The organism is Leptospira yasudae, assembly GCF_003545925.1.
Taxonomy (GTDB): Bacteria; Spirochaetota; Leptospiria; order Leptospirales; family Leptospiraceae; genus Leptospira; species Leptospira yasudae.
Map to the genome: position 1 here is coordinate 652,871 of NZ_QHCU01000002.1, position 24,545 is coordinate 677,415.

Genomic DNA, 24,545 nt, shown 5'->3' on the forward strand with positions numbered 1-24,545 from the left:
CGCTCTCATTCAATCAAGATGGCCCCCGAAACGATCGAAACCAAGGAGGAGACCCTCCGTCGCTTTAATAAGGAACTGATGTCCTTGGCGAAAAATCCGGTCATCGACAGCGGCGATTTGAACGCTGCGTTGCACGTTCTTACGGAATCGATCGCAAGAGCTTTGCATTGCGAACGCTGCAGCATTTGGTTCTATAAGGAACTGAAGGTTTCCATTCAGTGTTTGGATCTCTTTATTCTTTCAGAGAATTCCCACAACTCCGGAATGGAACTCTTTCAACAAGATTTTCCGAAATATTTCGAAGTTCTTCAACACCAAAGATTGATCATCGCGGACGACGCTGTGACCGACGAAAGCACGAAGGAATTCGCGCAGAACTATCTTATTCCTCTGAACATCGCTTCCATGCTCGACGCTCCGATCCTGATGGACGGAAAACTTCTCGGTATCATCTGCAACGAACAAGTCGGCAAACCCCGCGCTTGGACTTTGGAAGAGCAGACCTTTGTCGGCTCGCTGGCCGATATGATTCCCCGCATCTTTCAAGCCGTGGAAAGAAAGAAGGCTCAAGACGAATTAAAAAAAGCGAATGAACGTCTCGAACATACCGTCAAAGCGAGAACGAGAATCATCCTGAGTCAAAAGGAAGAATTGGAACATCAGATCAAGATGGCCAAAAAAATCCAAGGCGCGCTTCTTCCTTCCGTTTTGCCAAAATCGAAATATCTCGATCTTCAATATCTTTACACTCCGATGATGGATCTCGGCGGGGACTTCGTGGATTTTATCTACGACGAGGAGAACGACGTTCTCGGATTTTTCATCTGCGACGTTTCCGGCCACGGGGTTTCGGCGGCGCTTCTCGCTTCGATGGTCAAGATGTCCTATCCGAACTGGAGATCGTTCATTCAAGATCCTGAATATGGAATCACGCAGATCTACGAATCCCTTTGCGGAAAATTCGCCGGTCATTTTATCACCGCCGTTCTCGGCTCGCTGAACGTCAAAACCGGAGAAGGTAAAATGACGAACGCGGGTCATTGTCCTCCGGTCCTTCTTCAAAAAGGGAAGAAGCCTACCGTATTCAACCGGACCGGGGCGTTGTTGACCGATTTGATTCCGCTGAAGCTCGAAACGGTTTTGTTTCATCTTGACGCGGGAGACCGACTTGTTCTTTATACCGATGGAATCATAGAAGCTTTTAACGAGGATCGGGAAATGTTCTCCGAAGAAAGACTTCTCGCGGTTTTGGATTCTCATGAAAACGAAACCTTGGACGGTCTTTGTCAAAAAGTCTTTTCCGAGCTGAATCGTTTTATGGGAGTCGCACACGAGGGTTTTACGGACGACTTGACGATCCTTGCGCTTGAAAGAAGAATTCCTTAGGAGATTTCTGCTCTTATGAAGGTTGCCCCGACTTATTCCATCCTGTTGGCGGAAGACGATGAAAGCAACGCCGAACTTTTAATACGTCATCTCGAACGATACAACTTCGACGTGGATCACGTCGTGGACGGAATCGCCGCCGAAATCAAACTCAGGAAGACGCGTTATGACCTCATTCTAACGGACAATAGGATGCCGAAGATGAGCGGCTTGAGTCTTTTGGAAAGAATTCCGGAAACGAACCGTACGACTCCGATCATTTTTCTTACGGTGAGCAACGAAAAAGAAACGATCATGCAAGCGGCGCATAATAAAAAACTCGTGGCCTATCTTCTGAAGCCGATCGATACGCAGGTGTTGATCGATAAGATTTGCCAGGCTCTGGGAATCAAAGGCGATTCTCTTGTGGATAAGAAGGAATTTCCGTTCGAGATTCTTCCGTTCACGAATACGGATCAAGGCATCGGAGTCGGAATCGAACTTAAGGGATGTCCGTACGGAAAAGGGATCGAAAAACTCGTTCAAGAAGTTTCCTTCTTCTTAAAGGAGCTTCCGACGTTGAGAAGCATTTTGATCAAGGTCAATCCGGAATTCTTTTATTCTAAAAACGCGGGACAACTTCTTTCCGGCCTCAGAGACCGTCTCGCCATCAAATACGAAATCCAAAAAGAAGACATCGTAGTTCAAACGGAACATTGAAAAAAATGGAACCTGCCCTTCGGCTCTTGGTCAGAGCTTTAGAAAATGGGAGGAATCCAATGAAAGGATTTTTAAAAGTTTCCGGTCTGATTCTTGTGGCTGCGGCTTTGTTTGCGGGAGGATGTAGATATTACAAGTCTCCTGAAAAAAGGGCGGAGTTCGTCGTTAAGAAGATCACTTCGGAATTGGATCTGAACGATTCTCAAAAAGAGAAATTGTATAAAATCAAAGACGAAATTCTGTCTAAAAGAAAAGAACTGAAACTTCAAGGGCCTCGAATTCCTGCGGAAGCTCTGGCGGAGTTCCGTCAGCCGACTTTGGACGAGAAAAAAATCAACAAGTCCTTCGAACTCGAGATGAACAAAATGACGGAGATGAGAACTTTTATGACCAAGAAAGCGATCGAGTTTCATGCGGTCTTAACTCCGGAACAAAGAAATAAACTAGTGGATTTGATTACAGAGTTTCAACAGAAACACCGTCATCATGATGACTGAATCTGAATTTACAGAAATCGTTAGTTCCACTCGGGACATTGTCCTCTCTGCGATCGAAAAGAACCTCGCAGAGAGGTTTTCTTATGCCATCGACGACGTGGCTCAGGAAACCTATTTTCGCGCGTACAAAGCCCTTAAAAAGGATCAGTTTCGCAAAGAATCAAAGCTGAGTACTTGGTTGTACGCGATCGCCAGAAACGAATCCCTGAGAATGAACGATAAGTTAAGAAGGGAAGAAGAGCGGACCGAGAAGCTCGCCAAATCCAAAAAAGAAGAAGACTTCCTCACCGTTCATCCCAACGTGAACGGAAATTCGAGATATTCGGAACAGAATTCGCAGGAAGTCATCGGAATGCTTCAATCTCTGATGGCTAAAATTCCAGATAAGTACAGAAGGGTTCTCGAGTTTTATCTTGCGGGTTATTCCGAAAAACAGATCGCCGAAACGATGGGAGTAAAACCCGGTACCGTAAAGTCGAGAGCCGCCAGAGGAAAAGAAATGATGAAACGAGTCGGAGCTAAGGAGAAATTTTATGAAGAATAACAACGCTTCTCCGATGAAAGGAGAAATCCTAAAAAGAAAAAAAGATCAGGATTGGGTGAAGAATATTTCCTCGAACGTGATCCGCAGAGATAAACGGGAAACGAGAAACAAACGCATGGTAGGCGCTTCTCTCGTTCTGTTTTTAGGACTGAGCGTATATGCGGGTTTTTGGTTTCAGGATGCCGATCTGGATCCGAGAGATCACGATCTTTTGAGCATCGGAGTTTTTGAGGAGTTGGAAAACGCCCTCGATAAATAAGAACCGGCCTTAAAAGCGGAGGGCGTCTGAATCGGAAAATACGCATTCCGTTTTTTGAATGCGTATTTTAATGGAGGAGGTTCCCGTTTGTGTCGCTTAACAAAAAGCGGTCTTTTGTGGACCGCTTTTTTATTTATGGAACGACTTCGGCTTCTTATCGGATTTTGGAACCTTCCTGAATTCCTTCTCCCGGAAATAAAATCACCTCGTCTCCTTCTTTCAATCCTTCGACGATCAACGCGCTATCTCCGCTTCTCGCTTCCATCTTGACCTTGGTCTTCTTCGCTTTATTTTTTAAAACTTGGAATACGTACCAATCCTCACCTTCGCGGAATAAGGCGGCGGTCGGTGCGATGATTTGGTTCTCCTTTTTCCCGCTTACGATTTTACAGCGGACTTGAAAACCTTCTCCCATTTCCGGCGGAGGTGCGAAGTCTACGATCGCGCGGACTCTTTGTTCTTCCACTCCCAATGAAGAAACTTTTGTGAACGCCGCGGGCTCCACCAGTTTCAACTTGCCTTCGAGTTTTTCCCCGCCCCATCCCTCGATTTCCACGGGGTTGCCAGGATGAAGATGAACCGCTTCCTGAGTTAATACTTCGACCGCGATTTCAAGCTGATTGGTGTTGCCCACTTCCAAGATCGGAGTTCCCATTTCGATCGGGCCTTCGCTTTCCCGAAGAATATTCAGCACCTTACCGTTGATAGGCGATACGACCGAACGATCCATATCCCATTTCACGACCGCGAGAAGTTCCCCTTTTTTTACGGATTCCCCCGCGTGTTTGTGAATTCGTTTTAATACGCCGCTTACGGGAGAATAGATCGTGAATTTTTCCCGAACTCTCGTGATTCCTTCTTCCTCCACGATCTGTTGATAGGTTCCTTTGACGATTTTTGCGGTTTCAGAAACCACAGGTTTGGGTCGGAGTAAAAACCAAACGAACGCGAGTACGATCAACACGACTGCGCCGATCCGAAACTTTTTATCGGAGAGAATCTGTTTGAATATTTCTTTTCGATCCATTATCATTCCCGAATCTTCAATACGGAAAGAAGATCCATGTTTTTGATTTTTCTGTATAGAATAAAATAACTCAAGGTCGCGGTTCCAAGCGTCGTGAAAATCGATATTACGTATGTTCGATACGATATGATCAACGGAATCTTGAATCCTTCCGTTTCGACCGTGTTCATCAAAAGATACGCGCAGAAATAACCGAGCAGACATCCCACTGGAAGGGAAGCTATGATTTCGAAGCCCAATTCCCCCGCAAGGATTTGGAAAACTTCCTCTTTCGTAAATCCGAGAATGCGCAGACTTCCCAATTCAAAGACGCGTTCGGATAAGGAGATCATCGCGGTGTTGTAAACGACTCCGATCGAAATCACGGCCGCGAAGATGAATAAGATCGTGGTCGTCGCAAGAGTACTTCGGGACATCGTATCGGAAAAGACCTTGAGCGTTCCCTCCCTTGTGGAAACTCCCGAAATTTTCGGCATGTCTTTTAACTCCGCTAAAAATCTGGATTCTTCCTTTGTGTCCGTTCGGAGCGCGATGAGATTCACGTTATCCCCTTCGCCTAACAATCGATTGACGGAAACGAGTTCCATATAAGCTCCTTGTCCGAGGAGTTCCTCCACGAGTCCGTCCACTCGTACTGAGATTTTTTTGCGGTTCCCTTCCAGAACTTCCATTTCGATCTTAGAACCGGTTTTGATTCCTAATTTGTCGGCCACGTTCGAATTGAGAAATATTCCGGATGTGGGCGGGGTCAGTACGTTTCTTTTTTTACCGACTAATCTTCTGAGTTTTGCGTCGTTGGGAATTCCCTGCAAGGCGAGTTCTTTGGAAAGATGTCCGATGCGGATTCGAATCGGGATCATTCTATATCCTTCCGCAGTCAGCACGGCTTTGTCTTTTCTCAGATCGTCCACGGCGGTCTGCGACACCGGTCCTAAAAAGGAAACCGTGATCGATTCTCTTTGTAAAAGATCGAATTGGATTTCGATCATCGCGTTGACCGCGTCGCGGGCGAACATTCCCAAAACCATGATCATGACCGAGGTCGAAACTCCGAGAATGGCGACTAACGTTCGAGTCGGTCTTCTCGTAAGATTTCTGAGAATCATCCTGGATTGAGCCGAAAGGGAGCCGATATACGTTTCGATCCAATTCTTTTTAAAATTCATCGGCACAGGGGGACGCATCGCCTGAGCCGGATCCAAACGTAAAACCCGCAGGATCGAATACGAGGTTCCGGCGGCCCCCGCGAGAATGCCGATTAAAATTCCGATCAAACCGAGAGACGGGTTGAGACGAAAGTCCAAATGAGGAAATCGATAATACTCCGAATAAAGATCGGTCATCGCTCCTCCGAGCCAAACTCCGATGAGAACCCCGAGAACCGAGCCCATTCCGCTGATGACCGTGATGATCTTCAGATAGTGAAGCGCGATTTCTATATCAGAATATCCTAATGCTTTGAGAGTGGCGATTTGTTCTCTTTCCTTGGAAATGATTCTCGTGGAAACGATATGAAGAAGAAATGCGGCGACTCCCAAAAAGATCGCGGGAAGAAAATACGCCATCGTCTTGAGTTGTTTGAACTCGTCCCGCAAAAAGGAATGAGAAGGAAGTTTGTCCCTGTCATACGAGCCGTATCCCCCGTAGACTTCCAAGATTCGGTCGATTCTTTTTAATACGGAGGTTCGTTGCGCACCGGGTGCGAACGTAAAGATCGCATCGTTGAAAGCGCCGACCATTCCGAAGGCGTTCTCCATTCCTTTGCGATCCATCCAAAGAATTCCGAAATGTTTGTCATCGGGTAGGGGATTGGTGCCTCGAAAGATATAAACGTATTCCGGGGAGAGCGCGATTCCCACCACGGTCAGAATTCTTCGTTCTCCTTGGAGTATTCCAACGATCCGATTTCCGAGCGTAAGTTTGTTCGCGATCGAGAACGCTTCGCTTAACAAAACTTCGTTGTCCCCTTTCGGCAATCTACCCGATCGGAGATACGGAAGATTGATTCCTTCGGTGAGGGATACGAATCTTCCCGCGGTGGGAAGCGTTTCTCCGGGAATGTCGAGGACGGCGTCTTGAACGATCCGAGTCCGTACGACTCCGATTCCGGGAACGTTGGACAATTCTTCCAACGTCGATTCGGGTGCGCGTTTGAGAGAAACGAATCCCTGCGCAAAATACGAGGATACGTAAAATTTTGCGCGAGCTTCGTATAACGAATCGTAGGCGCTGCGGGAGGAGATGAAAATTCCCACGCCCGCCGCGACGACCAAGGCGATCGTGATTCCTTGCGCCTTCAGCGTTTTCATTTCCCGAAAGACTTTTCGATCGAGCATTTTCACCAGTGCAATTCTCCCGATGTTTTCTTCCGGGAATTTTTGCGGTTGGATGTTACGGAACCGTCCCTCATCTCGATGACTCGATCCGCCATTTCCGCGATGATCGCGTTATGCGTAATTACCACCGTCGTCGTCCCGAGTTCGGCGTTGACTTTCGAAATCGCGTCCAATACGATTCTTCCGGTTTTGAAATCGAGCGCACCCGTAGGTTCGTCGCAAAGGAGAACGTCCGGTCGTTTTGCGATCGCTCTTGCGATCGCCACTCTTTGTTGTTCCCCTCCCGATAACTGTGCCGGAAAGTGATCCTTGCGTTCGAGCAAGCCGACCAAGTCCAACGCTTCTTCCGAGCTCATCGGATCGGAACTGAGTTCGGTCACGAGAGAAACGTTTTCCAGAGCGGTTAAACTCGGAATTAGATTATAAAATTGGAATACGAATCCGATATGATTTCTGCGATAAAGTGTGAGACTTTCGTCGTCCGAAGAAAATAGGTCCTTGTTTCGAAAGCGGACCGAGCCGTAAGTCGGAGTATCCAATCCCCCGAGAATGTTGAGCAACGTGGATTTTCCGGAACCGGAAGGTCCGAGTAGAACGACGAATTCTCCGGATCTGAGTTCCAAGTCTACGGAGTGGAGCGCGGGGACTTCGACTTCTCCCATTTTGTAGATCTTTCCGATCCCCTGCGCTTCGAATACGATTTCGGATTTTTTCCCGGTTTTCCGCGTCATTTCAGGAAGCCATTCTGCGGATTTTTTGAAAGAGGGAAAACAAAAATTATCCGATTCAGACTTGATTTACGTCATTGGAATCGTATTCTTTACCGGACGTACCGCGAACTTCGCGTACTTTTTTTACGGAAGGAAATATCTTTTTACCATGCCTCCTCACGGTCCGCCCCATCCGCCGCCCGGTTTGCCGATTCCGGAAATTTCTTTCACGATCACGATTTTTTCCGTTCTCGTTCTTTGGTTTAAACGTCATCGTTTTTCGTTCGATCGATGGTTCGTGTTTTTTCTGATCGCTTTAAGCTGTCTTCACGTCGCTCATATTCTCAAGAGAAGTTTCGGGAGAATCTATTTCGATTTCTTTCATATACCGCAGCTTTTGTTCGGCCCGTTGTTCTTTTTGTATTTGAAGGATATCTTGGGGTTCGGAGTTCGTAAGAACGATCGGATTCATTTCGTTCCGTATTTGACGTTCGTCGTTCTATTCTGCGCTTTGAGAATCTTACCGGCTGCGGAACCGTTTTACGATTGGTTTTTCGGAAGGGAAGGATGGGCCCTTCGAATCGCGACCTTTCTTTCCCTGCTTTCGTATTGCGCATTCGGTTTTTATTATATTCTAAAAGCGGAAAGGGAGAAGGGTAATCCTTTGTTCGAATCCCTGCAATTCGGTTGGTTGAAGGTCATGATCGGCCTTGTAGTCGGGATCGTTTTGTATCACGGCGCGGGTTTTGTGCTGAATCAGGTTTCCCATTCTCCCGAACGTCCGCCGTTACTGCCTCCGATCCGAGGTTTCGACATTCTTGCGTTTACGATTCTTTTTTCCTTGTTCGGGGTTCGGCAGAGCATTCTTCATTCCGCTTGGCTTTTAGGTCAGGGGAGCGCGTTCGACGGAATTAAAAAAAGAAAGTATGAGCGTTCCGGTTTGGAAACGGATCGACTGCAGAATTACGTTCAAGCGGTCAAACAGCACATGGATTCCGAAAAGCCGTATTTGGACAGCGAATTCTCCCTGGACCAACTCGCGGGTCGTTTACAATTTCCGAGGGCTCATATCACGCAGGCACTCAACGAGGTATTGGAAACGAATTTCTATAATTTCGTGAACGAATATCGTGTGAAAGAATTCATTCGTTTAGTGGATTCCGCTCCGGAAGAAAAGATCGCGGTTCTGAGTTTGGCCTTTGATGCGGGTTTCAATTCCAAGTCCACGTTCAATCAATCCTTTAAAAGAATTACGGGAACGACTCCTTCTTTGTATCTTTCCGAAAAAAAACAAAAAAAAGAGTCTTAGCCGATTTGTTCGGTCGACGATTTTCGTCCACTTGCTTATACTTGAGTGCCATTGCAAAAGGGTGCCTGCCTCGACACGGGCGCTCGATTTAAAGGAGAAAATATGATTCAAAAATCGATTCTAATTTTACTAATCTTACTGTCTTTTGTAGTCTGTAAAAAAGATTCCAATAGTGACGACGATCTTACGATCGCAACCCTGGGTGTGATCGCGGCAACCGGTTTCTGTAACGGAAGTCTTGCAACTACCGGAACCACCGTCTCAAAAAGTACGGCTACTGTGGATTCTTCCTCCGGTTGTGTAACGGGGGTCGTCACTTGTATGGATACGGCCCTTCCTTCTTGGATAAAGGACAACTTTAAATGTTCTACGGCGTATGTTTCGGGTTCGAGCTACATTTTTAAATCGCAGAACGTCCCGAATACGAAAAGTTATTATTATGGAAGCACTTCTCCTTTATACGAAGCCCTTCCCGGTGGAAACAGCCCTGCGGGGAACAACTCGATTTCCAGCCAACGACTGGTTTATGCGATTCCTTCCACTCCTACGAAAGGAACGGGAACGGTGAGCACGCAAGGCGGACTCGTTTCCATCGGAATCACGGTGAACGGTCTTGCGATCTTCAACAATGCTGCGGCTCCTCCCGATACGCTCGCGGTCGAAGCGATGACGTTCGACAACTTCGGTGGTCACCCGCAGAACCAAGGGGTCTATCACCATCACGCGGCCGTTACGAAAGTCAGCAACAACGACGCGAATTTGATCGGAATTATCTTGGACGGTTACGCGGTCTACGGTGAAAAATGCGATAACGCAACCGCCGCAACGGGAGACGATTTTGTTCCTGGCGATTTAGATTCTTTACACGGCCACACTAGAGCAACGGTTCACTTTCCCACTGCTACCTATCATTATCACTACGTAATGGACGCAACCGCAACGATCAAGACTCTCATGGGATCGTATTTTTACGGTGTCATCGGAAGTGTTTCCAACTAAACCGATTTCGCTTATTCTCGTTTTCTTGACGGCCCTTCTGTCGATCGGCTGTCGAGGAGGCGATACGGTGGAACACACCGATCCGAATCTTGTCTTCTTTAAGGACAAACTCTATTACAAACGAATGCTCTTTACCGGAGTCCTGAAAACGGAAGTTTTCGCGTTAGGCGAAACACAAACTGCCCGTTATAGGGGCGGATTGGAGGACGGAGAATTTCTTTCCGTCAACAAGGAAGGCCGCGTGATGGAACGGAGATTCTTTCGGGAAGGATTGAAAGAAGGAGTTCACAGGGCCTGGTTTCCGAACGGAAACAACCGATTTTACTCGGAGTTTCGTTCCGGAAAATACGTAAACGACCGTTGGGAATGGCATGAGAACGGAAAACCTTCCCTTTACGAAAAATTCGACGAGAACGGAAAACTGATCGCGGTGAAAAAGTGGAATCGAAACGGACAGATTTATATGAATACCGTGATCGCCGTCGACGGAAGTTCCGTGGGTCTTCCGGGAAGCAAAATTTGCGAGCCCATTAAAAAAGCCGATTGAATATTCGGGTTCCCGAAAAGTTCAAAAACAAGAATCTTGAAATAAAAATCAAAAACGTTATGATAAAAGTATTATATTCCATTTTTATTATTTTTTTGTTTGTTTTCTGCGACGAGCAAAAGGAGAAGTTTAATCCCGAACTGACGTATTCTTCCTCGCCGAAAGCGGGAATTCTTCCGTATTTTAAAGGAGCCGTGATGGATCCTTTTTGGCCGGAAGCGGACGGGAAACTTCCGGAGGATCTTAAAAGAATACCTGAAATTTCTCTCGTTTCGCACGAGAACAAGGAATTCAACAACCGCGATTTGAGGGACAAATACACGTTGGTCGTTTTCTTTTACGCGAAGTGCAAGGGAATTTGTCCGATGATCACGCGCAACATGATGAACTTTGTTCCTAAGATCGCGGATCAAAAAGACGTTCAGATCGTTTCGATTTCGATCAATCCCGAGATCGATAACGTCGAGATTCTCAAGAAGTTTAGAAACCAATATAAGATCACTCAAAACAATTGGACCTTCTTGACGGGTTCTCAAAAAACGATCTACAATCTTGCGAGAAACGAATTCGGCGCGGACGTCAAAGTCATTCAGGGGAAGGACGATCTCAACGATTTCGTTCATACCGAGAACGTCTTTCTTCTCGACCGGAAACAATATTTAAGAGGAATTTACCGGGCGAAAGGATACGGGGATTTGGAACGGCTCAAGATCGAACTGGAAACCTTAAAACAAGAGGATCGAAAGAGCGCGGCGGTTTCCTTCCATCGAAATTTTCCTTAAAAAAATTCGAATTTCCGCGCTCGACTTTGCACGCGTGGAACCGCTTCGAGCGAGGGAGAATTCTTCCTCGCATACAGGAGTATCGTATGAAAAATTTAGCGCATATCATTCTGGACGGAAATCTCACGGCCGATCCGGAACTCAAAACCTTAAACAGCGGCAAGAACGTCGCGACGTTCACACTCGCGGTCAATCACGATTACAAGTCCACTCCCGAAGAGCCGGGCGAGGTCTCGTATGTGGAAATCGAGTTGTGGGAGAGACAAGCGGTCAATGCGAACGAATATCTCAAAAAGGGAAAGAAAGCTACCGTAATCGGAGAATTGCGTCAAGACCGTTGGAAGGCCCAAGACGGAAGCAATCGGAGCAAGTTGAAAGTGATCGGTCATACGGTTCGTTTTGACGGTTTGCCGGGAAGGAAAGAAAGGGAAGCGGCGTAAATCTACGTAAGGAGAATCATCGACGGGCGTCTCCAAGGCGCTCGTCGGAGTTTTGATTTCGGAAGAATCGAACGCTTCTGCTAAGATCTTTGCGATCCGAGGGCAAAATCGAATTGAATTCTTTATAAAATCAGAGCGTAACGTTTTTCCATCTTCTCCAGAAAAGAGAAGCGGGAAATGCGACCAAATACATTATAAATCCGTAAAGTAAAATCGTGATCAAAACCTTGGGATCGCCGGATTGTTCCTGCGCGAGCAGCAACGCGAGAGAAAGATTGCGGATTCCGCTTACGATTCCGATGCTTCTTCGATCGTCCGTTTTTTCTCGGAAAAGATAAATCCCGCTCGTAAACGAAACGCCGATCAAAAGAAACAGAACGACCCAGATCAAAATTCCGAATTCTAAAATTTCTTTTCCGTATTTGATTCCTAAATAAAGAATCGAGAATGCAAGCGAGACGTTGCTGATTCTTACCAAAATGGGAAGAATGCGCAACGACAAAGGCTCGTTGGTTCTTCGAGTCCATATCCCCAATCCCAAAGGAAGTCCGAAAAATACGAGTCCGATCGAAAGAAGTTTCGGAAGAACCGAAAAGGTTTGTCCGATTTCCGAAAGCGAATTTCCGCCATACAAGGTGATGAGAATCGGTGCGGAAAATAGGCTCGTGAAATTCAAAAGACTCAACAGAACCGCTCCGGTTGCGGGCGCACCCTTCGCTTTTAAGATAAAAAGTCCGGCCGAGGCTCCTCCGCCCGAACAAGCGCAGAGAAAAATTCCCAAGCTGATCGCGGGAGAAAGTTCGAACATTCTGCAAAGTAGAAACGCGAGAATCGGAAGGGTAATGAGATTCAACAAACAAACCCCGAGTCCGGTCAGAGCGGTTTTACGGATCGAATCGAGTTGGGCCGGAATCAATTCCAAACCGAGGGAACTCATCGAAGATAAGGCCAATACGATCAAAGCGGCTTCCAACATAATTCTTTGCAATTTTTCCCGATTTCCTAAAATTGCAATCAAAGATAAGGCTCCCGTTTTTGAACCGGAGAGTCCAAGAAAGTAGGAGATCCTACACGGGACGGAAATGGGATTTCACCGAAGGATTTGGAAAATGAAGGAGTTCCAACACAAGTTGTTCCGACAAATCATCGGTACTGCTTTCCAATGGACTCAATTCGAATTTCAAAAATCTTGGTTGTAAGAGTTCCCACACTTTCCAAAAAATTAGCTTCTTACCGAAACGAAGGAGTTCCCACAGTTCAAGTTACGTTATGAGTTCCCGCAAAATCACAATCCTGCAAGTCCAAGAACCGACCCGTTCCATTTCCTCTCTGACCCGAATCCCCGAGGAAGAATTACCGCATTATCGAAATTCCCTCCCGCAAGGATTTCGAGAAGAAGTCGATTGCGACGAGGACACGGTTTTATTTCTTCATACAAACTTCTCACCGTTGTCGTTTGAAACGGTGCGGGAACCTTTGCTTCTCCCTAAAAACGAAATGATTCCCGTGGTCGCGATCGATCCGCAAGGCAAGATTCTCATGCAGGCGTTCGGAAACGAAAAAAGTCAAACGCTTACGATCGAAACCGGTTACGCACATTACTTCAGCCGTTCCAGAAACCAACTCTGGAAAAAAGGCGATACTTCGGGACATACGCAGAAAATTCTTCGGATTCTAACGCCGTCCGACCGTTCCTTTTTGGTCTATCAAGTGGAGCAGGAAGTGGCGGCTTGCCACGAAGGATATTACAGTTGTTTTTTTCGGGAAAGAACGCCGAACGGAGAATGGAAACCGCTTCCGGTCCCTCGAAATTTTCTTCCAGAAAAGAGCTGAAATTGCATTCTGACCCTGAACCGATTCGAAAATTCGCCGAAGGATAAAGAGAAAGAAGGAGTTCCAACATTTTCAGGAAATACGTGCGCTTATGAATCTAAAGAAATTTTTGATATACTCCGGACTTACGATCGGAGTCTTTTTGCTGATCGCGATCACCGCCTTCTTCATCGTAGACGAACTCAAAGGAGGAGCGGTCGGCGCGGGTCAAACCAAGATCGATCTTTTGATCGAATCGGGCGACACCCCGAGCAAGATCGTGGAAACGTTGTCCACGCACGGGATGATCAAGTCTTCCAAATACTTTCTCTACTTGGTTCGTTTTACGAGAAGCGCGGGAAAGATCAAACAGGGACTTTACGAGATCAACGACGGAATGGATTCGAGAAAGATTCTTCAGGTCATCACGGAAGGAAAGGTCAAACTCGTTCACTTTACGATTCCGGAAGGTTACAACAACCGTCAAATCGGAGATCTTCTAACCTCCAAAAAGATCATTTCCAAACGTCAGGATTTTTTACTTGCGGCGAGCGAACCCGAACTGTTGCGGGAGTTCAAAATTCCGGCGACTTCCGCGGAAGGATATTTATTTCCCGAAACATACAGCATTCCGATCAATTATCCTGTGGATAAGATCGTGCGGATGATGTTGAAACGTTTTTACGTTCGGATCACGAAGATCGAAAAAGCGAAGGATCTTTCTCCGGCGGAACTTCATAAATTCGTAATATTAGCTTCGGTTGTCGAACGTGAAGCGAAACGAAACGAGGAACGTCCTTTGATGGCGGGCGTTTTCAACAACCGTCTCAAACGAGATATGCCTTTGGAATCCTGCGCGACGATTCAATATCTTTTTGATAAGCCGCACAGCCGGATTTTCGAAAAGGATCTGAAGATCGTTTCTCCGTATAACACGTATTTGAACAAGGGATTTCCGCCGGGACCGATTTCCAATCCTGGATATCCGGCTCTCGAAGCGGCCTTTTATCCGAAAGAATCGGAATATCTATTCTTCCTTTTGAAAGGGGACGGATATCACTACTTCGCAAAAACACTCAAGGAACACTTGGAAGCGAAGAAGAAATACATCGACGTTCTTTACGACTAAAAAGCGGACGCGAAGGTTTGTTAAACCGACATCGCTTTTAGAAAGCGGGCGGCGTTCGGATCGATTCGGGCGCTCCTGCTCGATCCGAACGATCAACGCGGATCGTATTAAAAAAATCGCAGGCCGAGCTTGTTCCGCGCTCCGGCTTCGCCTTCGGTCGGCTTCCGCCGACTGCGTTGCACGCTCCACATCTCTAGCGCAAAAAGGCCCGGTCCGTTTAAAAATTCTTCTGTACAGAAAAGGAAAGATATTGTCGAATTAAGAAAAGAAGGTCCAAGCCGATTCGGAAACGAAGTTCCTTGGGACCGTTCTTGGATCGGAAGCTATCGTATGAAAACTCGCGACCTGGAAATCAAAAACGTAACGCAAGAGCTGATCGAAGTTCAGAAAGCCCTGAACGTCTTTCGTGAAAAACAGAAAAACCGCGAATCCCTGGACGAAGCGGCGATCGAGTTCGTGACCAAAGCCGACCTGGTCATTCAAAGAGCGGAACGAAAAGAAATCTTCCTGACCGAGGATCAAAAAAGAAGGATCAAGAACAACCTCTTACGAATCCGCTCCTCTTTGGTCCGCAATCAAGCTTCCTAAGTAAAACTATTTTCCTGCAGCAGCGATTTTTACGATTCTCCCTTTAAACCGGACCTGATTTCGCGGAAGTCTTGTCTCCAAATCCTTTTTGACACCCCAGGGCGGTAAAAATAGCTTATCTCCAGTGGAAAAGATTGAAGTCGGTGTAATCGCTGCGGCGGGCAAGGGGACCCGAGCCTATCCTCGAACAACGTACATTCCTAAACCCTTGTTCGAGTTTCAGGGGAAAACCATCCTCGAACGAAACGTAGAGCTGATGCAGAACACGTTCAAGGTCAAAAAAATCTACGTCCTGGTCGGTCACCTGAAAGAGATGGTGATCGCCGAAATCCAAAAGATCCAAAACAAATACCGCAACATCGAAATCATTCCTTCTCCTTGGACTACGAAAGGGCTTGCGAGCGATATCGCAAGTTTGGAACCGCAGATCCATTCTCCGTTTATCACGATCCTCGGAGACGAGTTTTACTTTCATCCCGACCACAAGAAGTTTACGGATACGTTTCGGAAATATCCGAAACTCATCGCTTCCATCGGAGTTCAGAAAACTTCTCTTCTCTCTAGAATCCGGAAGAATTATTCCGTGGAACTCAAAGGGGATCGGATTCTTGAACTCGTGGAAAAACCTTCCGACCCTCCGAACGATCTTCTCGGTTTGGGAAGTTATCTTTTTACTCCCGCATTTTTCGAATATTTTAAAACGACCCCTCCTTCCGCAAAGAGCGGCGTGATCGAGATCACGGACGTAATCGATCGGATGGCAAAGGACAGCGGAAAAGTTTACGCTACGACCCTCGATGTGGAATACTTCAACATCAATTCGATGCAGGATTATCACCACGCGGTTTACGAAATCCGAAACGAGGAATTCGCCCGTTTTAAAACGACATTGATCGTTCCCACGAAAAACAACGAACGTTCCATCGCGGACGTGATTGTGGATTTTAAAGGCAAGGTCGACGAGATTCTCGTGGTCGACGCCGGCTCCACGGATAAAACATTAGAGATTTCTAAAAAAGAAAAAGCGAAAGTGATCGCGTGTCCTTCCGAAGGGGAAGAGGATATTTTCGGAAAGCAGGTTCAACAGGGAATCAACGCTGCAGCCGGGGACATCGCGATCGTAGTGACGCCGGACGGATCGTACAGGTCCAAGGATTATCCGAAACTTTTGGAATACCTCAAGGATTCGGATATGGTTATCGGAACAAGAACGACCCGCCAGATGATCGAACAAGGCTCCAATCTTCTTCCGGGCGTTCGCGTAATCAATCTGATTCTCGGCAAACTCATCGAGGTTTTCTGGTGGGGAATGGAACCGCGTTTTACGGACGCGATGTGTTCTTACTTCGCGATTTGGAAGGATTCGTACGCAAAGATCGAACCGGATCTCGAAATGAAGGATCAACGAATCATTCCCGAACTCATGATGGAAACGGTGCGTTCGTATATGCGCTGCATCGAAATTCCGATTTCGTATTATCGTCCGATCGAATCCGTGAAAAAGAACATGGCCCGGGAATTCTTTTCCATCGTTCGATTGATGTTGAAGAAGAAATGGTTCGGAAATTAAACGCGAATCGATTTAGAATTTCGTAATTTTAGAATATAGAAAAGGGATATTTATGGCAAAGAAAGTTTTAGTAACCGGCGGATGCGGATTTTTAGGATCTCACGTCTGCGAATTGTTCCGCAAACAAGGTTGGGACGTGATCAGCTACGATAGCATGACCAAATACGAACTGAAAAGAACCGGTTACGGCACCGAAGCCACGAGAGAATATAACTGGAATTATCTGCAGGGAATCGGAGTCACCATGGTTAAGGGCGATATCCGCAATCTCGAACACCTTTTGGACCGCACGACGGGCTGCGATTTTATCGTTCATACCGCCGCTCAACCCGCGATGACGATTTCTTGGGAAGATCCCGAGCTGGATATGACGACTAACGTTGTCGGGACTTTTAACGTTCTCGAAGTCGCCCGCAAAAGAAACATTCCCGTCGTAAACACGAGTTCCATTCACGTTTACGGAAACTCGATCAACGATACTCTCAAAGAAGGGGCGACTTCGTACGAAAGAACTCCGGTTGCGATCGGAGAGGATCAGCCCGTGATGGTGGGGGAAATCTCTCCGTTACACGCTTCTAAGATGAGCGCGGAACACTACGTGAGAACGTATGTCGACATGTATAAGATCAAGGCCGCTTCTTTCCGTTTTACCGGAATTTACGGCGAACGTCAGTTCGGCGGAGAAGATCACGGTTGGGTCGCGAACTTCGCGATTCGTTCGGTGTTCGGTTGGCCTCTTCGAATTTTCGGAACCGGAAAACAAGCCCGCGACATTCTTTACGCGGCGGACGGAGCGGAAAGTTATCTCCGTTGGTTCGAAAATCCTACTCCCGGAGTTTTCAACATCGGAGGCGGTCCGGATCACAAGATTTCTTTATTAGAATGTATTCATATGATCGGAGAAATTCTCGGCAAGAAGCAGGAGATTCAATTCGACGTGGAAAGACCGGGGGATATGCGTTATTTTATCTGCGACATTACCAAAGCGAAGAAGTTCGGATTCAATCCGAAGTTCAAGCCGAAGGAAGGCGTGGAAAGATTGATCCGCTGGATCGAAGCGGACAAATCCGTATTCGAAGTCAAGAAATGAAAAACTTAGTCGTAATCCCCGCTTACAACGAGGAAGAAACGATTCGGGAAGTCGTCGAACGGGCCTTGAAATATTCGGACGTGGTCGTCGTCGACGACGCGTCCAAGGACAAAACTCCCGATATATTAAAGGCTCTGATCAAAAAACATCCGAAGAAGTTGTTTACGATCCGTCACGAAAAGAACACTCACATCCCCGGCGGAATTCAGGACGGAATGAAGTTCGCCGTCGAAAAAAAATACGATTCCGTCGTGACGATGGATGCGGGACTTTCGCACGATCCGGATAAGCTTCCCGAGTTTATCAACACGGATGCGGATCTTGTGATCGGAAGTCGGGTGACTTCGGATGGGGTTCCGTTTTACAGAAAGGTAATATCCTTTCTCGCTGCGAAAGTGATGAATTACTGCATTTCTCCCGGCTTATTCGATATTTTCGGTTATCGATTGAAAGACTGCACTTCCGGTTATCGGAAGTATTCCAAACGTGCCTTCACTTGGATCGCACAGTCCAAGCTCGAATCGGTCGCGTTCGACTTTCACATGGAAGCCTTATCCATCGTCGCAAAGAATCAAGGCACGATTCGGGAAGTCGGAATTCATTACGTATTTTCCAATTCTTCCTTCAATCGCAGGGTCTTAAAACAGGCGATTTCGTTCGCGCTCAAACTTCTCCGCAGAAAACTAAATCCGATCGGTTAAGAATATGCAAAAACTTGAATCTTTGTTCCGCAAGCTCGATTCTCCCGTTAAGGGATTGATCGTACTCGTTTCGTTATACGGCTTTGTGACGCTGGCGCTTTGGTCCCGTTACGAATGGAATCCTTCCTCCATGGTCAACTTCGGAGAAGAATTCATCAAAAAGAACGAAGCGGAATCTCCGCGCGGAGTCATTGCGTTCAAGGGAAAGGAAGGGGATCTCGGCGCGGGTTACGACGGTCAGATCTTTTATTATTATTCCAGATCGATTTCCAATTTCAGCTTTCAGTGGCCGGAAGGTTTTGATCCGACTTACAGAGCGCCCCGCATCGGTTATCCTTTGCTCATTTCGGTTTGGGGAATTTTCGGGAAATGGGGAAACATCGCGGGGATGTATATTCTCAGCCTTTCCTTATTGTATCTTTCCTATCTCGCGCTACGAATTCTTCTGAAGGATAAATCGCATTGGGCGATCTTGTATCTGATTTCTCCGTTTACGCTGGCGAGTTATTCGGTTCTCGTGAGCGACACGATCATGGTTTCCTTGATCGTTCTCGCGATATACTTTTACGAAAAGGAAAACTACGTTCCGTTTTATCTTCTTTCCGGTTTGGCTTTGGTCACGAAAGAACCGGCGTTGTTTTATCTTTTCGCTTTGGGGCTCGCGGCCTTATCCAGAAAAGACGTAAAGAAGATGTTGATTGTGGGTTCTACGCTGCTGGTCCCGTTTCTGTGGCAGACCTATCTCAAATACACGTTGCCGAATTGGACGCCTACGAGGCTCGCGGTCTTCATGATTCCTTTCGAAGGAATTTATAAATATCTAATGGAGTTGGTCGCGAGTTTTTCAAGCGGAGAAGGAATTAAACCCATCATTCGTTCCTTTTCCAAGTTTCCTCTCGTCCTTCAGTTCTTGACGATGTTTTTGATTCCGTTTACAGGCAGTTGGAAGAAGGGAACGTTTTACAAGGTCGGTTTTTCTCTGGTGGTTTTGATGATCGCGATCGCGAATCACTACCATTTCTGGTCCGAGTATATCAATACGATCCGTCTTTTTACGTTCGCGATTCCTCTGTATCTTTTTATCAAAGCCGAAGACGACGACATCATCGATCGTCCGTTCGTCTTCCTGTTTCTGATCAATTTGGTTCTGATTCTGGCGAGACTTACCGTTTTGTATAAGGTTCAGGATTACGTCGTTCGTTAAGACCGATCCGAACACACGTTAAAATGTCCGATAAAGATTTGACATCGGGTGAGATCGGTTCATATTTTTGTTGTGAACCATCCATTGCTCAGTCGTATCACTTTGAATCCCGATGTTTGCCACGGTAAACCTACGATTCGAAATCAAAGATACACTGTAGAATTAATTTTGGATCTGCTTTCCTCAGGGATGAGCGAAGGCGAAATTAGAGAAGATTATCCGACTTTGGAAAGAGAAGACATTCTCGCCTGTCTGGAATATGCTTCCAACTTGGTGAAGATAAAATCGATTTATAAAGCTTCTGCATGAAGTTCTTCGTCGATGCTCAGCTTCCACCGAGTCTCGTTCAATATCTCAAGGACCGCGATATAGAAGCATGGCATACGGGAGATCTTCCGAAAAAGGAAAGAACCCAGGATTCCGAAATTTCCGCTTTTTGCAATGAACGAAATTTAATTCTGATAACGAAGGACTCCGATTTTTTAGATTCTTATCTTTTAAGAAACGAACCGAGAAAGCTTCTCTCCGTTACGACCGGAAACATTCGGAACAAGGACTTGATTCTCCTTTTCGACCAATTGATGAATACGATTCTAATCGAGTTTGAAAACAATCACTGGCTGGAACTTTCCAACGAAGGGTTGATCGTTCATTAACGGAATCGCTTCACCTTCTTTTATCGCGGATTTCCCGACATAATCCTCCGATTTCGCTTGCCCTGAGGCGGTCCCTTCTTCCCTCAGAATGCCGCTCAAAAAGCAAATGACAGGGGGAGAAGTCGTGATTTTGTAGTAACCAGATTCGAATTTTTTACATCAGGATTAAAAACCCATGAGCGCAACTAAGACCGCCGTTGATCAAGCAACCGCGAAAAAAGCACTTTCCGTTTCTGCGGGAGTGATTGAAGAAGTTACAAAAGCCCTTGCAAAACGCTGCAGCGTAAACGGAAAAGTTTCCGTGGACAAGATGGACGAAAACCAACTCGTTCAGTATCAAATCGCTTGGCTTACTTCCGAACAAAAAATCGCAGAGAAATTTATTGAATACGCATGGGACGCTTCCCGCGGAACCGGCGACCTAGAACAGGAAATGGCGGTCGTGTTTGCGGCTGAAACCGTGAACCACGTTCGTTCCGAAATCAGTTCCCGTCCTTCCGAATACGGAATCAAAGCTTCCGATCTCGTTTCCAAAATCTACAACGACGAAATCAATCAATTCTTAGAAAACGCGATGGCGATCCAAAACTACAACGAGATCGCCGATAAGATCGTAGCAAAAGGCCACTTCGGCGCTTACGGTCTGGACGACGATCACGAGATGTTCCGTGAGACTTTTAAAAAGTTTGCGGAAGACGTGGTTATGCCTCACGCGGAACACGTTCATAGACACGACGATATCATTCCCGAAGACATCATCGGCGGACTCAAAGACATGGGCTGTTTCGGTCTTTGTATTCCCGAGTCTTACGGTGGAATTCAACCGAACGACAAACCGGATAATCTTTCCATGCTCGTCGTTACCGAAGAACTTTCCAGAGGCGGTTTGGGAATCGCGGGTTCTTTGATTACAAGACCGGAGATCATGTCTAAGGCTCTTCTCAAAGGCGGAACGCAGGCACAGAAGGACAAGTGGCTTCCTCTTCTCGCATCCGGAGAAAGAATGGCGGGTATCATGGTGACCGAACCGAATTACGGTTCCGATGTTGCCGGAGTTTCCGTCACCGCAAAACCCGTGAACGGCGGTTGGGTCATCAACGGCGTAAAAACTTGGTGTACATTCGCCGGTTACGCGAACCTTCTTTTGATTCTTTGCAGAACGGAATCCGATCCTTCCTTAAAACACAAAGGACTTTCCATTCTTCTCGCCGAGAAACCTAGCTTTACCGGTCACGAGTTTACTTACACACAACCCGAAGGCGGAAAGATCGAAGGAAAAGCGATCGGAACCATCGGCTACCGCGGTATGCACTCTTTCGAAGTTTCCTTCGACAACTACTTCGTTCCCGCAGAGAACCTGTTAGGCGGAGAAGAAGGCAGAGGAAAAGGTTTCTACTTCCAGATGGAAGGGTTTGCGGGAGGAAGAATCCAGACCGCAGCGCGCGCTCACGGTGTGATGCAGGCGGCTCTCGAAGCGGCTCTTCGTTACGCTCAAGAAAGAGCGGTGTTCCAAAAACCGATCTACGAATACAACTTAACCAAGTATAAGATCGCGAGAATGGCGGTGATTCTCCAGGCATCTCGTCAGTTCGCGAACCACGTTGCGAATCTTTTGGACGACCATAAAGGACAGATGGAAGCGACTCTGATTAAGTTCTACGCTTCTAAAGTTGCAGAGTGGGTAACTCGCGAAGCGATGCAGATTCACGGTGGTATGGGATACGCGGAAGAATATGCGGTTTCCCGTTATTTCGTGGACGCTCGCGTATTCTCGATCTTTGAAGGAGCGGAAGAAGTAATGGCTCTGAGAGTGATTGCGAAATCCCTCATGGATCAATACGCGGCAGGCTGATCTTCAAGATCAAACTAAGAAGTGCGTTCGCGTTTCGGATCGCACTTCGTTGAATAAAAAAGGCGGGCTTGATACCGTCTTTTTTTATTGGAACCGATCTTTCGAGAAAAGACTTTCTAATATTATAATATACTCGGAGAGGGGAAAACCTTCCCCTCGCTGCAACCGCTTGGCGGCTTACGCTACTCCTACAAAGCGACCCATAGGGAGCTTGCGCTGAGTTTTCCGGGAAAACAGAACGTAAAAAAGGCCCGGACCCGACCGGAAGAGATTGAATGGAAGAAAAGATATCGGATAAACTCACCGTAAAACAAAAGAAAGGAAGAATCATATGTTCTTACGATCGATTTCGATTTTCTTCCCTTTTGGGAATCATTCTATCTCTTTTAATGATAGGATCGCTTTCGATCGATTTTCTGAAATACGATCTATCCGTTTTCACGCTTATCAAAATGTTATCCTTGTTCATTCCGGGTTATATATTGTATTATCTGACTTTAGATTCGTTCAATTCTACGAACATTCGGATCGACGTCTGGCACATTGCGGTTTACGATCTTCCGATTCCGATCTACGGACGAAAGTTGATTCGGAAAGGCGACGTCAAATTCATAAAAACGGAAACGGAAGATGATTCCTACGGACGCGACTCCAAAGAGTTACATTCCGTTATCGTGATATTGAACGACAATAAGCGGATTAAGGTGATCCAGCACGTCGACGCTTTCTCGGATGCGAAAATGGTGGAAAGAATTATCCGAGACTCTTTAAAAACTCCGGAGACTTCGGTTTAAATTCCATTCTTGATTTAGAGCGGGAATCAATTCATGAAGAGGTTGTCGGAACTCCGACGTCTTCCGTAAAACGAGCGCCCCACCCTAATTTTGGGTGGAGGGGAGAGGCGGTGGGAGAACTCGGACGATTTTTCTCTATCGGAAAATTCTGTTTTTGTAAAGTAAAATCCCGATTATAGATTCTGTGGGAACTCCGACACTTTTGCGATTTCATTCTTCTTTTTAAAATTCTTCCGTCCTTTCAGTTCCGAGGAGAATAGATATTCCGTTCTCCGGTGATACCTTTTAAGTTTCTCGCGCCGACAAACTCGAAATTTTCCTTACCCGCTTTGTTTGCGAATTCTTCCGTAGTAAGAATGCTCTTTCCGAAATCCTTGCAAAGAGATTCAACCCGAAACGCTTGATTGACCGCGTTTCCGATTACGGTAAAGTCGAGTCTGTCCTTAGCGCCTACGTTTCCGTAAACGACGTCGCCTACGTTCAGGGCCATTCCCAGATGAATCTGAGTTTCGGGGTGTTCCGCGTTCCACTGTGTTACAGAGTTCTGGATTTTTCGAGCCGCGTTCAAGGCCGCCAAACACGCCTTATGCGGATCATTCTCTTCGGCGGGAAAAACGGCGAGAATCGCGTCTCCGATAAATTTTAGAATTTCACCTTTCTCTTCCTGGATCGGTTGCGCGGTAAGTTCGAAATAATGATCGAGGACTTCCACGATTCGTTTCGGAGAATTGTTTTCACTCAAGGAGGAAAAGTCTCTCAGGTCGGCGCAAAGAATCGCCGCGTAAATCGTTTCTCCCGTTCCTCTCATGAATTCTCCCGAAAGGACGCGTTTGGATGCGTTCGGTCCGAGATAGACTTCGAGCAATTCGTTGACCGCAAACTTTCTGGATTCCAAATCTAAGCGCAGTGAAAGAACGCTTCGAATCGAATTCAGCGATTCGATCTGTTCGTCCGTAAATCCTCCGGGCGCATCCGTCGTCCAAGAAATGGCGCTTCGAATATTGGTGCCGAATACGGAAACGAAGATGCAGTAATCGGTTCCGCCTTTTTCCCGTAAGTCGACGCAGATCGGATAGGAAAGGTCGGCGTCCGGCCCGACCAACTTGCAGCGGATAAAATCACGCGCGCCTTCACGAATCAGAAAGATCGGGCTATCTTTGTATTGTTGCTGTTGAAGACCGTCGTGAGGGATCAACACGACTTGTGTTTCTTCCCCTCTGGTCCAGATCAAAGAACGAACCATTACTTCCGGATGCATCGTGGGAATGCTCGTGAAAAATCTCCAGACCGGAATTCCAGCTTCTATAATTTTTTGATTTAAAGTCTCTATAAGTTCTTTGGATTCCAATTCCCTCGACGACGGACTGGACAACCAATTCAGAATATCTTTCATTCCAATCTCTTCTTGTATTTCCATGCGCAATATAGACCGATGTTTCGATTTGATGGTTCGAAAATCATTCGAACATGGAATGAAAAACGACTTCAATCTCAAGCACAATTTTAGGGAATCTTAGTGAGGTTTCGGTTCGAAGAGAAAGGGCTTTAGGGGGAATTTCGCTTTGATCGTATCTTTTGAATTTCGACTTACAAAAAAGATTTCTTGTAAATCGA

General features: G+C 46.5%; 26 protein-coding genes. 21 read left to right on the plus strand and 5 right to left on the minus strand.

Annotation, left to right across the window (positions count from 1 at the left end; genetic code table 11):
- Window positions 1–78: 78 nt before the first annotated feature.
- The 5 genes from DLM76_RS08320 to DLM76_RS08340 are packed head-to-tail and all read left to right on the plus strand — an operon-like array spanning window position 79 to window position 3,385.
- Window positions 79–1,386 carry a GAF domain-containing SpoIIE family protein phosphatase gene (locus DLM76_RS08320; RefSeq protein WP_158586377.1) on the plus strand — a complete coding sequence of 436 codons (1,308 nt, stop codon included), beginning with the start codon at window positions 79–81 and terminating at the stop codon, window positions 1,384–1,386.
- Between the two features lie 15 nt (window positions 1,387–1,401).
- Window positions 1,402–2,085, plus strand: coding sequence for a response regulator (locus DLM76_RS08325; RefSeq protein ID WP_118964896.1), 684 nt, complete (start codon window positions 1,402–1,404; stop codon window positions 2,083–2,085).
- A gap of 59 nt (window positions 2,086–2,144) precedes the next feature.
- The gene (locus DLM76_RS08330) at window positions 2,145–2,582 is read left to right on the plus strand and encodes a Spy/CpxP family protein refolding chaperone (RefSeq protein WP_118957914.1); all 438 of its coding nucleotides are present in this window, start codon (window positions 2,145–2,147) and stop codon (window positions 2,580–2,582) included.
- Complete coding sequence (locus tag DLM76_RS08335; protein ID WP_118957913.1) at window positions 2,572–3,126, plus strand: RNA polymerase sigma factor; 555 nt, start codon at window positions 2,572–2,574, stop codon at window positions 3,124–3,126. The genes DLM76_RS08330 and DLM76_RS08335 overlap by 11 nt, the downstream gene beginning before the upstream one ends.
- Window positions 3,116–3,385: a hypothetical protein gene (locus DLM76_RS08340; protein ID WP_118964897.1), complete on the plus strand. Its 270-nt coding sequence runs from the start codon at window positions 3,116–3,118 to the stop codon at window positions 3,383–3,385. The genes DLM76_RS08335 and DLM76_RS08340 overlap by 11 nt, the downstream gene beginning before the upstream one ends.
- Window positions 3,386–3,539: 154 nt before the next feature.
- On the opposite strand, the gene DLM76_RS08345 is transcribed toward DLM76_RS08340, so the two are convergent.
- Genes DLM76_RS08345 through DLM76_RS08355 form a run of 3 tightly spaced genes read right to left on the minus strand, consistent with a single transcriptional unit; the run spans window position 3,540 to window position 7,479 of the window.
- Complete coding sequence (locus DLM76_RS08345; protein WP_118957911.1) at window positions 3,540–4,412, minus strand: efflux RND transporter periplasmic adaptor subunit; 873 nt, start codon at window positions 4,410–4,412, stop codon at window positions 3,540–3,542.
- 2 nt (window positions 4,413–4,414) lie between these two features.
- Window positions 4,415–6,721 carry an ABC transporter permease gene (locus DLM76_RS08350; RefSeq protein ID WP_241548200.1) on the minus strand — a complete coding sequence of 769 codons (2,307 nt, stop codon included), beginning with the start codon at window positions 6,719–6,721 and terminating at the stop codon, window positions 4,415–4,417.
- Window positions 6,722–6,750: 29 nt separating this feature from the next.
- Window positions 6,751–7,479: an ABC transporter ATP-binding protein gene (locus DLM76_RS08355; RefSeq protein WP_118957909.1), complete on the minus strand. Its 729-nt coding sequence runs from the start codon at window positions 7,477–7,479 to the stop codon at window positions 6,751–6,753.
- 61 nt (window positions 7,480–7,540) lie between these two features.
- On the opposite strand from DLM76_RS08355, the gene DLM76_RS08360 reads away from it, so the two are divergent.
- The 5 genes from DLM76_RS08360 to DLM76_RS08380 all read left to right on the plus strand — a co-directional run bounded on the left by DLM76_RS08360 (window position 7,541) and on the right by DLM76_RS08380 (window position 11,535).
- Window positions 7,541–8,767 (plus strand): helix-turn-helix domain-containing protein, encoded by a 1,227-nt coding sequence (locus DLM76_RS08360; RefSeq protein ID WP_147455784.1) that lies wholly within the window; start codon window positions 7,541–7,543, stop codon window positions 8,765–8,767.
- A gap of 102 nt (window positions 8,768–8,869) precedes the next feature.
- Window positions 8,870–9,766: a YHYH protein gene (locus tag DLM76_RS08365; RefSeq protein WP_118964900.1), complete on the plus strand. Its 897-nt coding sequence runs from the start codon at window positions 8,870–8,872 to the stop codon at window positions 9,764–9,766.
- Window positions 9,753–10,313, plus strand: a complete 561-nt coding sequence (locus DLM76_RS08370) for a toxin-antitoxin system YwqK family antitoxin (RefSeq protein WP_118964901.1) — start codon at window positions 9,753–9,755, stop codon at window positions 10,311–10,313. Before DLM76_RS08365 ends, DLM76_RS08370 begins: the two co-directional genes overlap by 14 nt.
- Before the next feature lie 59 nt (window positions 10,314–10,372).
- Window positions 10,373–11,095 (plus strand): SCO family protein, encoded by a 723-nt coding sequence (locus tag DLM76_RS08375; protein ID WP_118957927.1) that lies wholly within the window; start codon window positions 10,373–10,375, stop codon window positions 11,093–11,095.
- Window positions 11,096–11,181: 86 nt separating this feature from the next.
- Window positions 11,182–11,535 carry a single-stranded DNA-binding protein gene (locus DLM76_RS08380; RefSeq protein WP_118957905.1) on the plus strand — a complete coding sequence of 118 codons (354 nt, stop codon included), beginning with the start codon at window positions 11,182–11,184 and terminating at the stop codon, window positions 11,533–11,535.
- A 130-nt stretch (window positions 11,536–11,665) separates the two neighbouring features.
- Here DLM76_RS08380 and DLM76_RS08385 read toward each other — a convergent pair whose 3' ends face one another.
- Window positions 11,666–12,553: a bile acid:sodium symporter family protein gene (locus DLM76_RS08385; protein ID WP_241548201.1), complete on the minus strand. Its 888-nt coding sequence runs from the start codon at window positions 12,551–12,553 to the stop codon at window positions 11,666–11,668.
- A gap of 251 nt (window positions 12,554–12,804) precedes the next feature.
- Here DLM76_RS08385 and DLM76_RS08390 point away from each other — a divergent pair, with 251 nt between their 5' ends.
- From DLM76_RS08390 to DLM76_RS08440, 11 genes are all read left to right on the plus strand, one after another.
- Window positions 12,805–13,368 (plus strand): phosphoribosyl-AMP cyclohydrolase, encoded by a 564-nt coding sequence (locus DLM76_RS08390; RefSeq protein ID WP_118964902.1) that lies wholly within the window; start codon window positions 12,805–12,807, stop codon window positions 13,366–13,368.
- Window positions 13,369–13,459: 91 nt separating this feature from the next.
- Window positions 13,460–14,476, plus strand: a complete 1,017-nt coding sequence (gene mltG / locus DLM76_RS08395) for an endolytic transglycosylase MltG (protein ID WP_118957903.1) — start codon at window positions 13,460–13,462, stop codon at window positions 14,474–14,476.
- Between the two features lie 330 nt (window positions 14,477–14,806).
- Window positions 14,807–15,064, plus strand: coding sequence for a hypothetical protein (locus tag DLM76_RS08400; protein WP_118957925.1), 258 nt, complete (start codon window positions 14,807–14,809; stop codon window positions 15,062–15,064).
- 124 nt (window positions 15,065–15,188) lie between these two features.
- Window positions 15,189–16,634: a sugar phosphate nucleotidyltransferase gene (locus DLM76_RS08405; protein ID WP_118964903.1), complete on the plus strand. Its 1,446-nt coding sequence runs from the start codon at window positions 15,189–15,191 to the stop codon at window positions 16,632–16,634.
- A gap of 52 nt (window positions 16,635–16,686) precedes the next feature.
- Window positions 16,687–17,724 (plus strand): NAD-dependent epimerase/dehydratase family protein, encoded by a 1,038-nt coding sequence (locus DLM76_RS08410; protein ID WP_118957901.1) that lies wholly within the window; start codon window positions 16,687–16,689, stop codon window positions 17,722–17,724.
- The gene (locus DLM76_RS08415) at window positions 17,721–18,425 is read left to right on the plus strand and encodes a glycosyltransferase (RefSeq protein WP_118964904.1); all 705 of its coding nucleotides are present in this window, start codon (window positions 17,721–17,723) and stop codon (window positions 18,423–18,425) included. Before DLM76_RS08410 ends, DLM76_RS08415 begins: the two co-directional genes overlap by 4 nt.
- A 4-nt stretch (window positions 18,426–18,429) precedes the next feature.
- Window positions 18,430–19,629 (plus strand): AZOBR_p60025 family cell surface glycopolymer formation protein, encoded by a 1,200-nt coding sequence (locus DLM76_RS08420; protein ID WP_118964905.1) that lies wholly within the window; start codon window positions 18,430–18,432, stop codon window positions 19,627–19,629.
- A gap of 72 nt (window positions 19,630–19,701) precedes the next feature.
- Window positions 19,702–19,938, plus strand: a complete 237-nt coding sequence (locus DLM76_RS08425; RefSeq protein WP_167450742.1) for a DUF433 domain-containing protein — start codon at window positions 19,702–19,704, stop codon at window positions 19,936–19,938.
- Window positions 19,935–20,285, plus strand: coding sequence for a DUF5615 family PIN-like protein (locus tag DLM76_RS08430; protein WP_118957897.1), 351 nt, complete (start codon window positions 19,935–19,937; stop codon window positions 20,283–20,285). Before DLM76_RS08425 ends, DLM76_RS08430 begins: the two co-directional genes overlap by 4 nt.
- A 175-nt stretch (window positions 20,286–20,460) precedes the next feature.
- A complete protein-coding gene (locus DLM76_RS08435) occupies window positions 20,461–22,137 on the plus strand; it encodes an acyl-CoA dehydrogenase family protein (protein ID WP_118964906.1) in 1,677 nt (558 codons plus the stop codon).
- 275 nt (window positions 22,138–22,412) lie between these two features.
- Window positions 22,413–22,931 (plus strand): hypothetical protein, encoded by a 519-nt coding sequence (locus DLM76_RS08440; protein ID WP_118957895.1) that lies wholly within the window; start codon window positions 22,413–22,415, stop codon window positions 22,929–22,931.
- Between the two features lie 241 nt (window positions 22,932–23,172).
- Here the strand turns inward: DLM76_RS08440 and DLM76_RS08445 are convergent, their stop codons facing one another.
- Window positions 23,173–24,324 carry an adenylate/guanylate cyclase domain-containing protein gene (locus tag DLM76_RS08445; RefSeq protein ID WP_118957924.1) on the minus strand — a complete coding sequence of 384 codons (1,152 nt, stop codon included), beginning with the start codon at window positions 24,322–24,324 and terminating at the stop codon, window positions 23,173–23,175.
- Window positions 24,325–24,545: the final 221 nt, after the last annotated feature.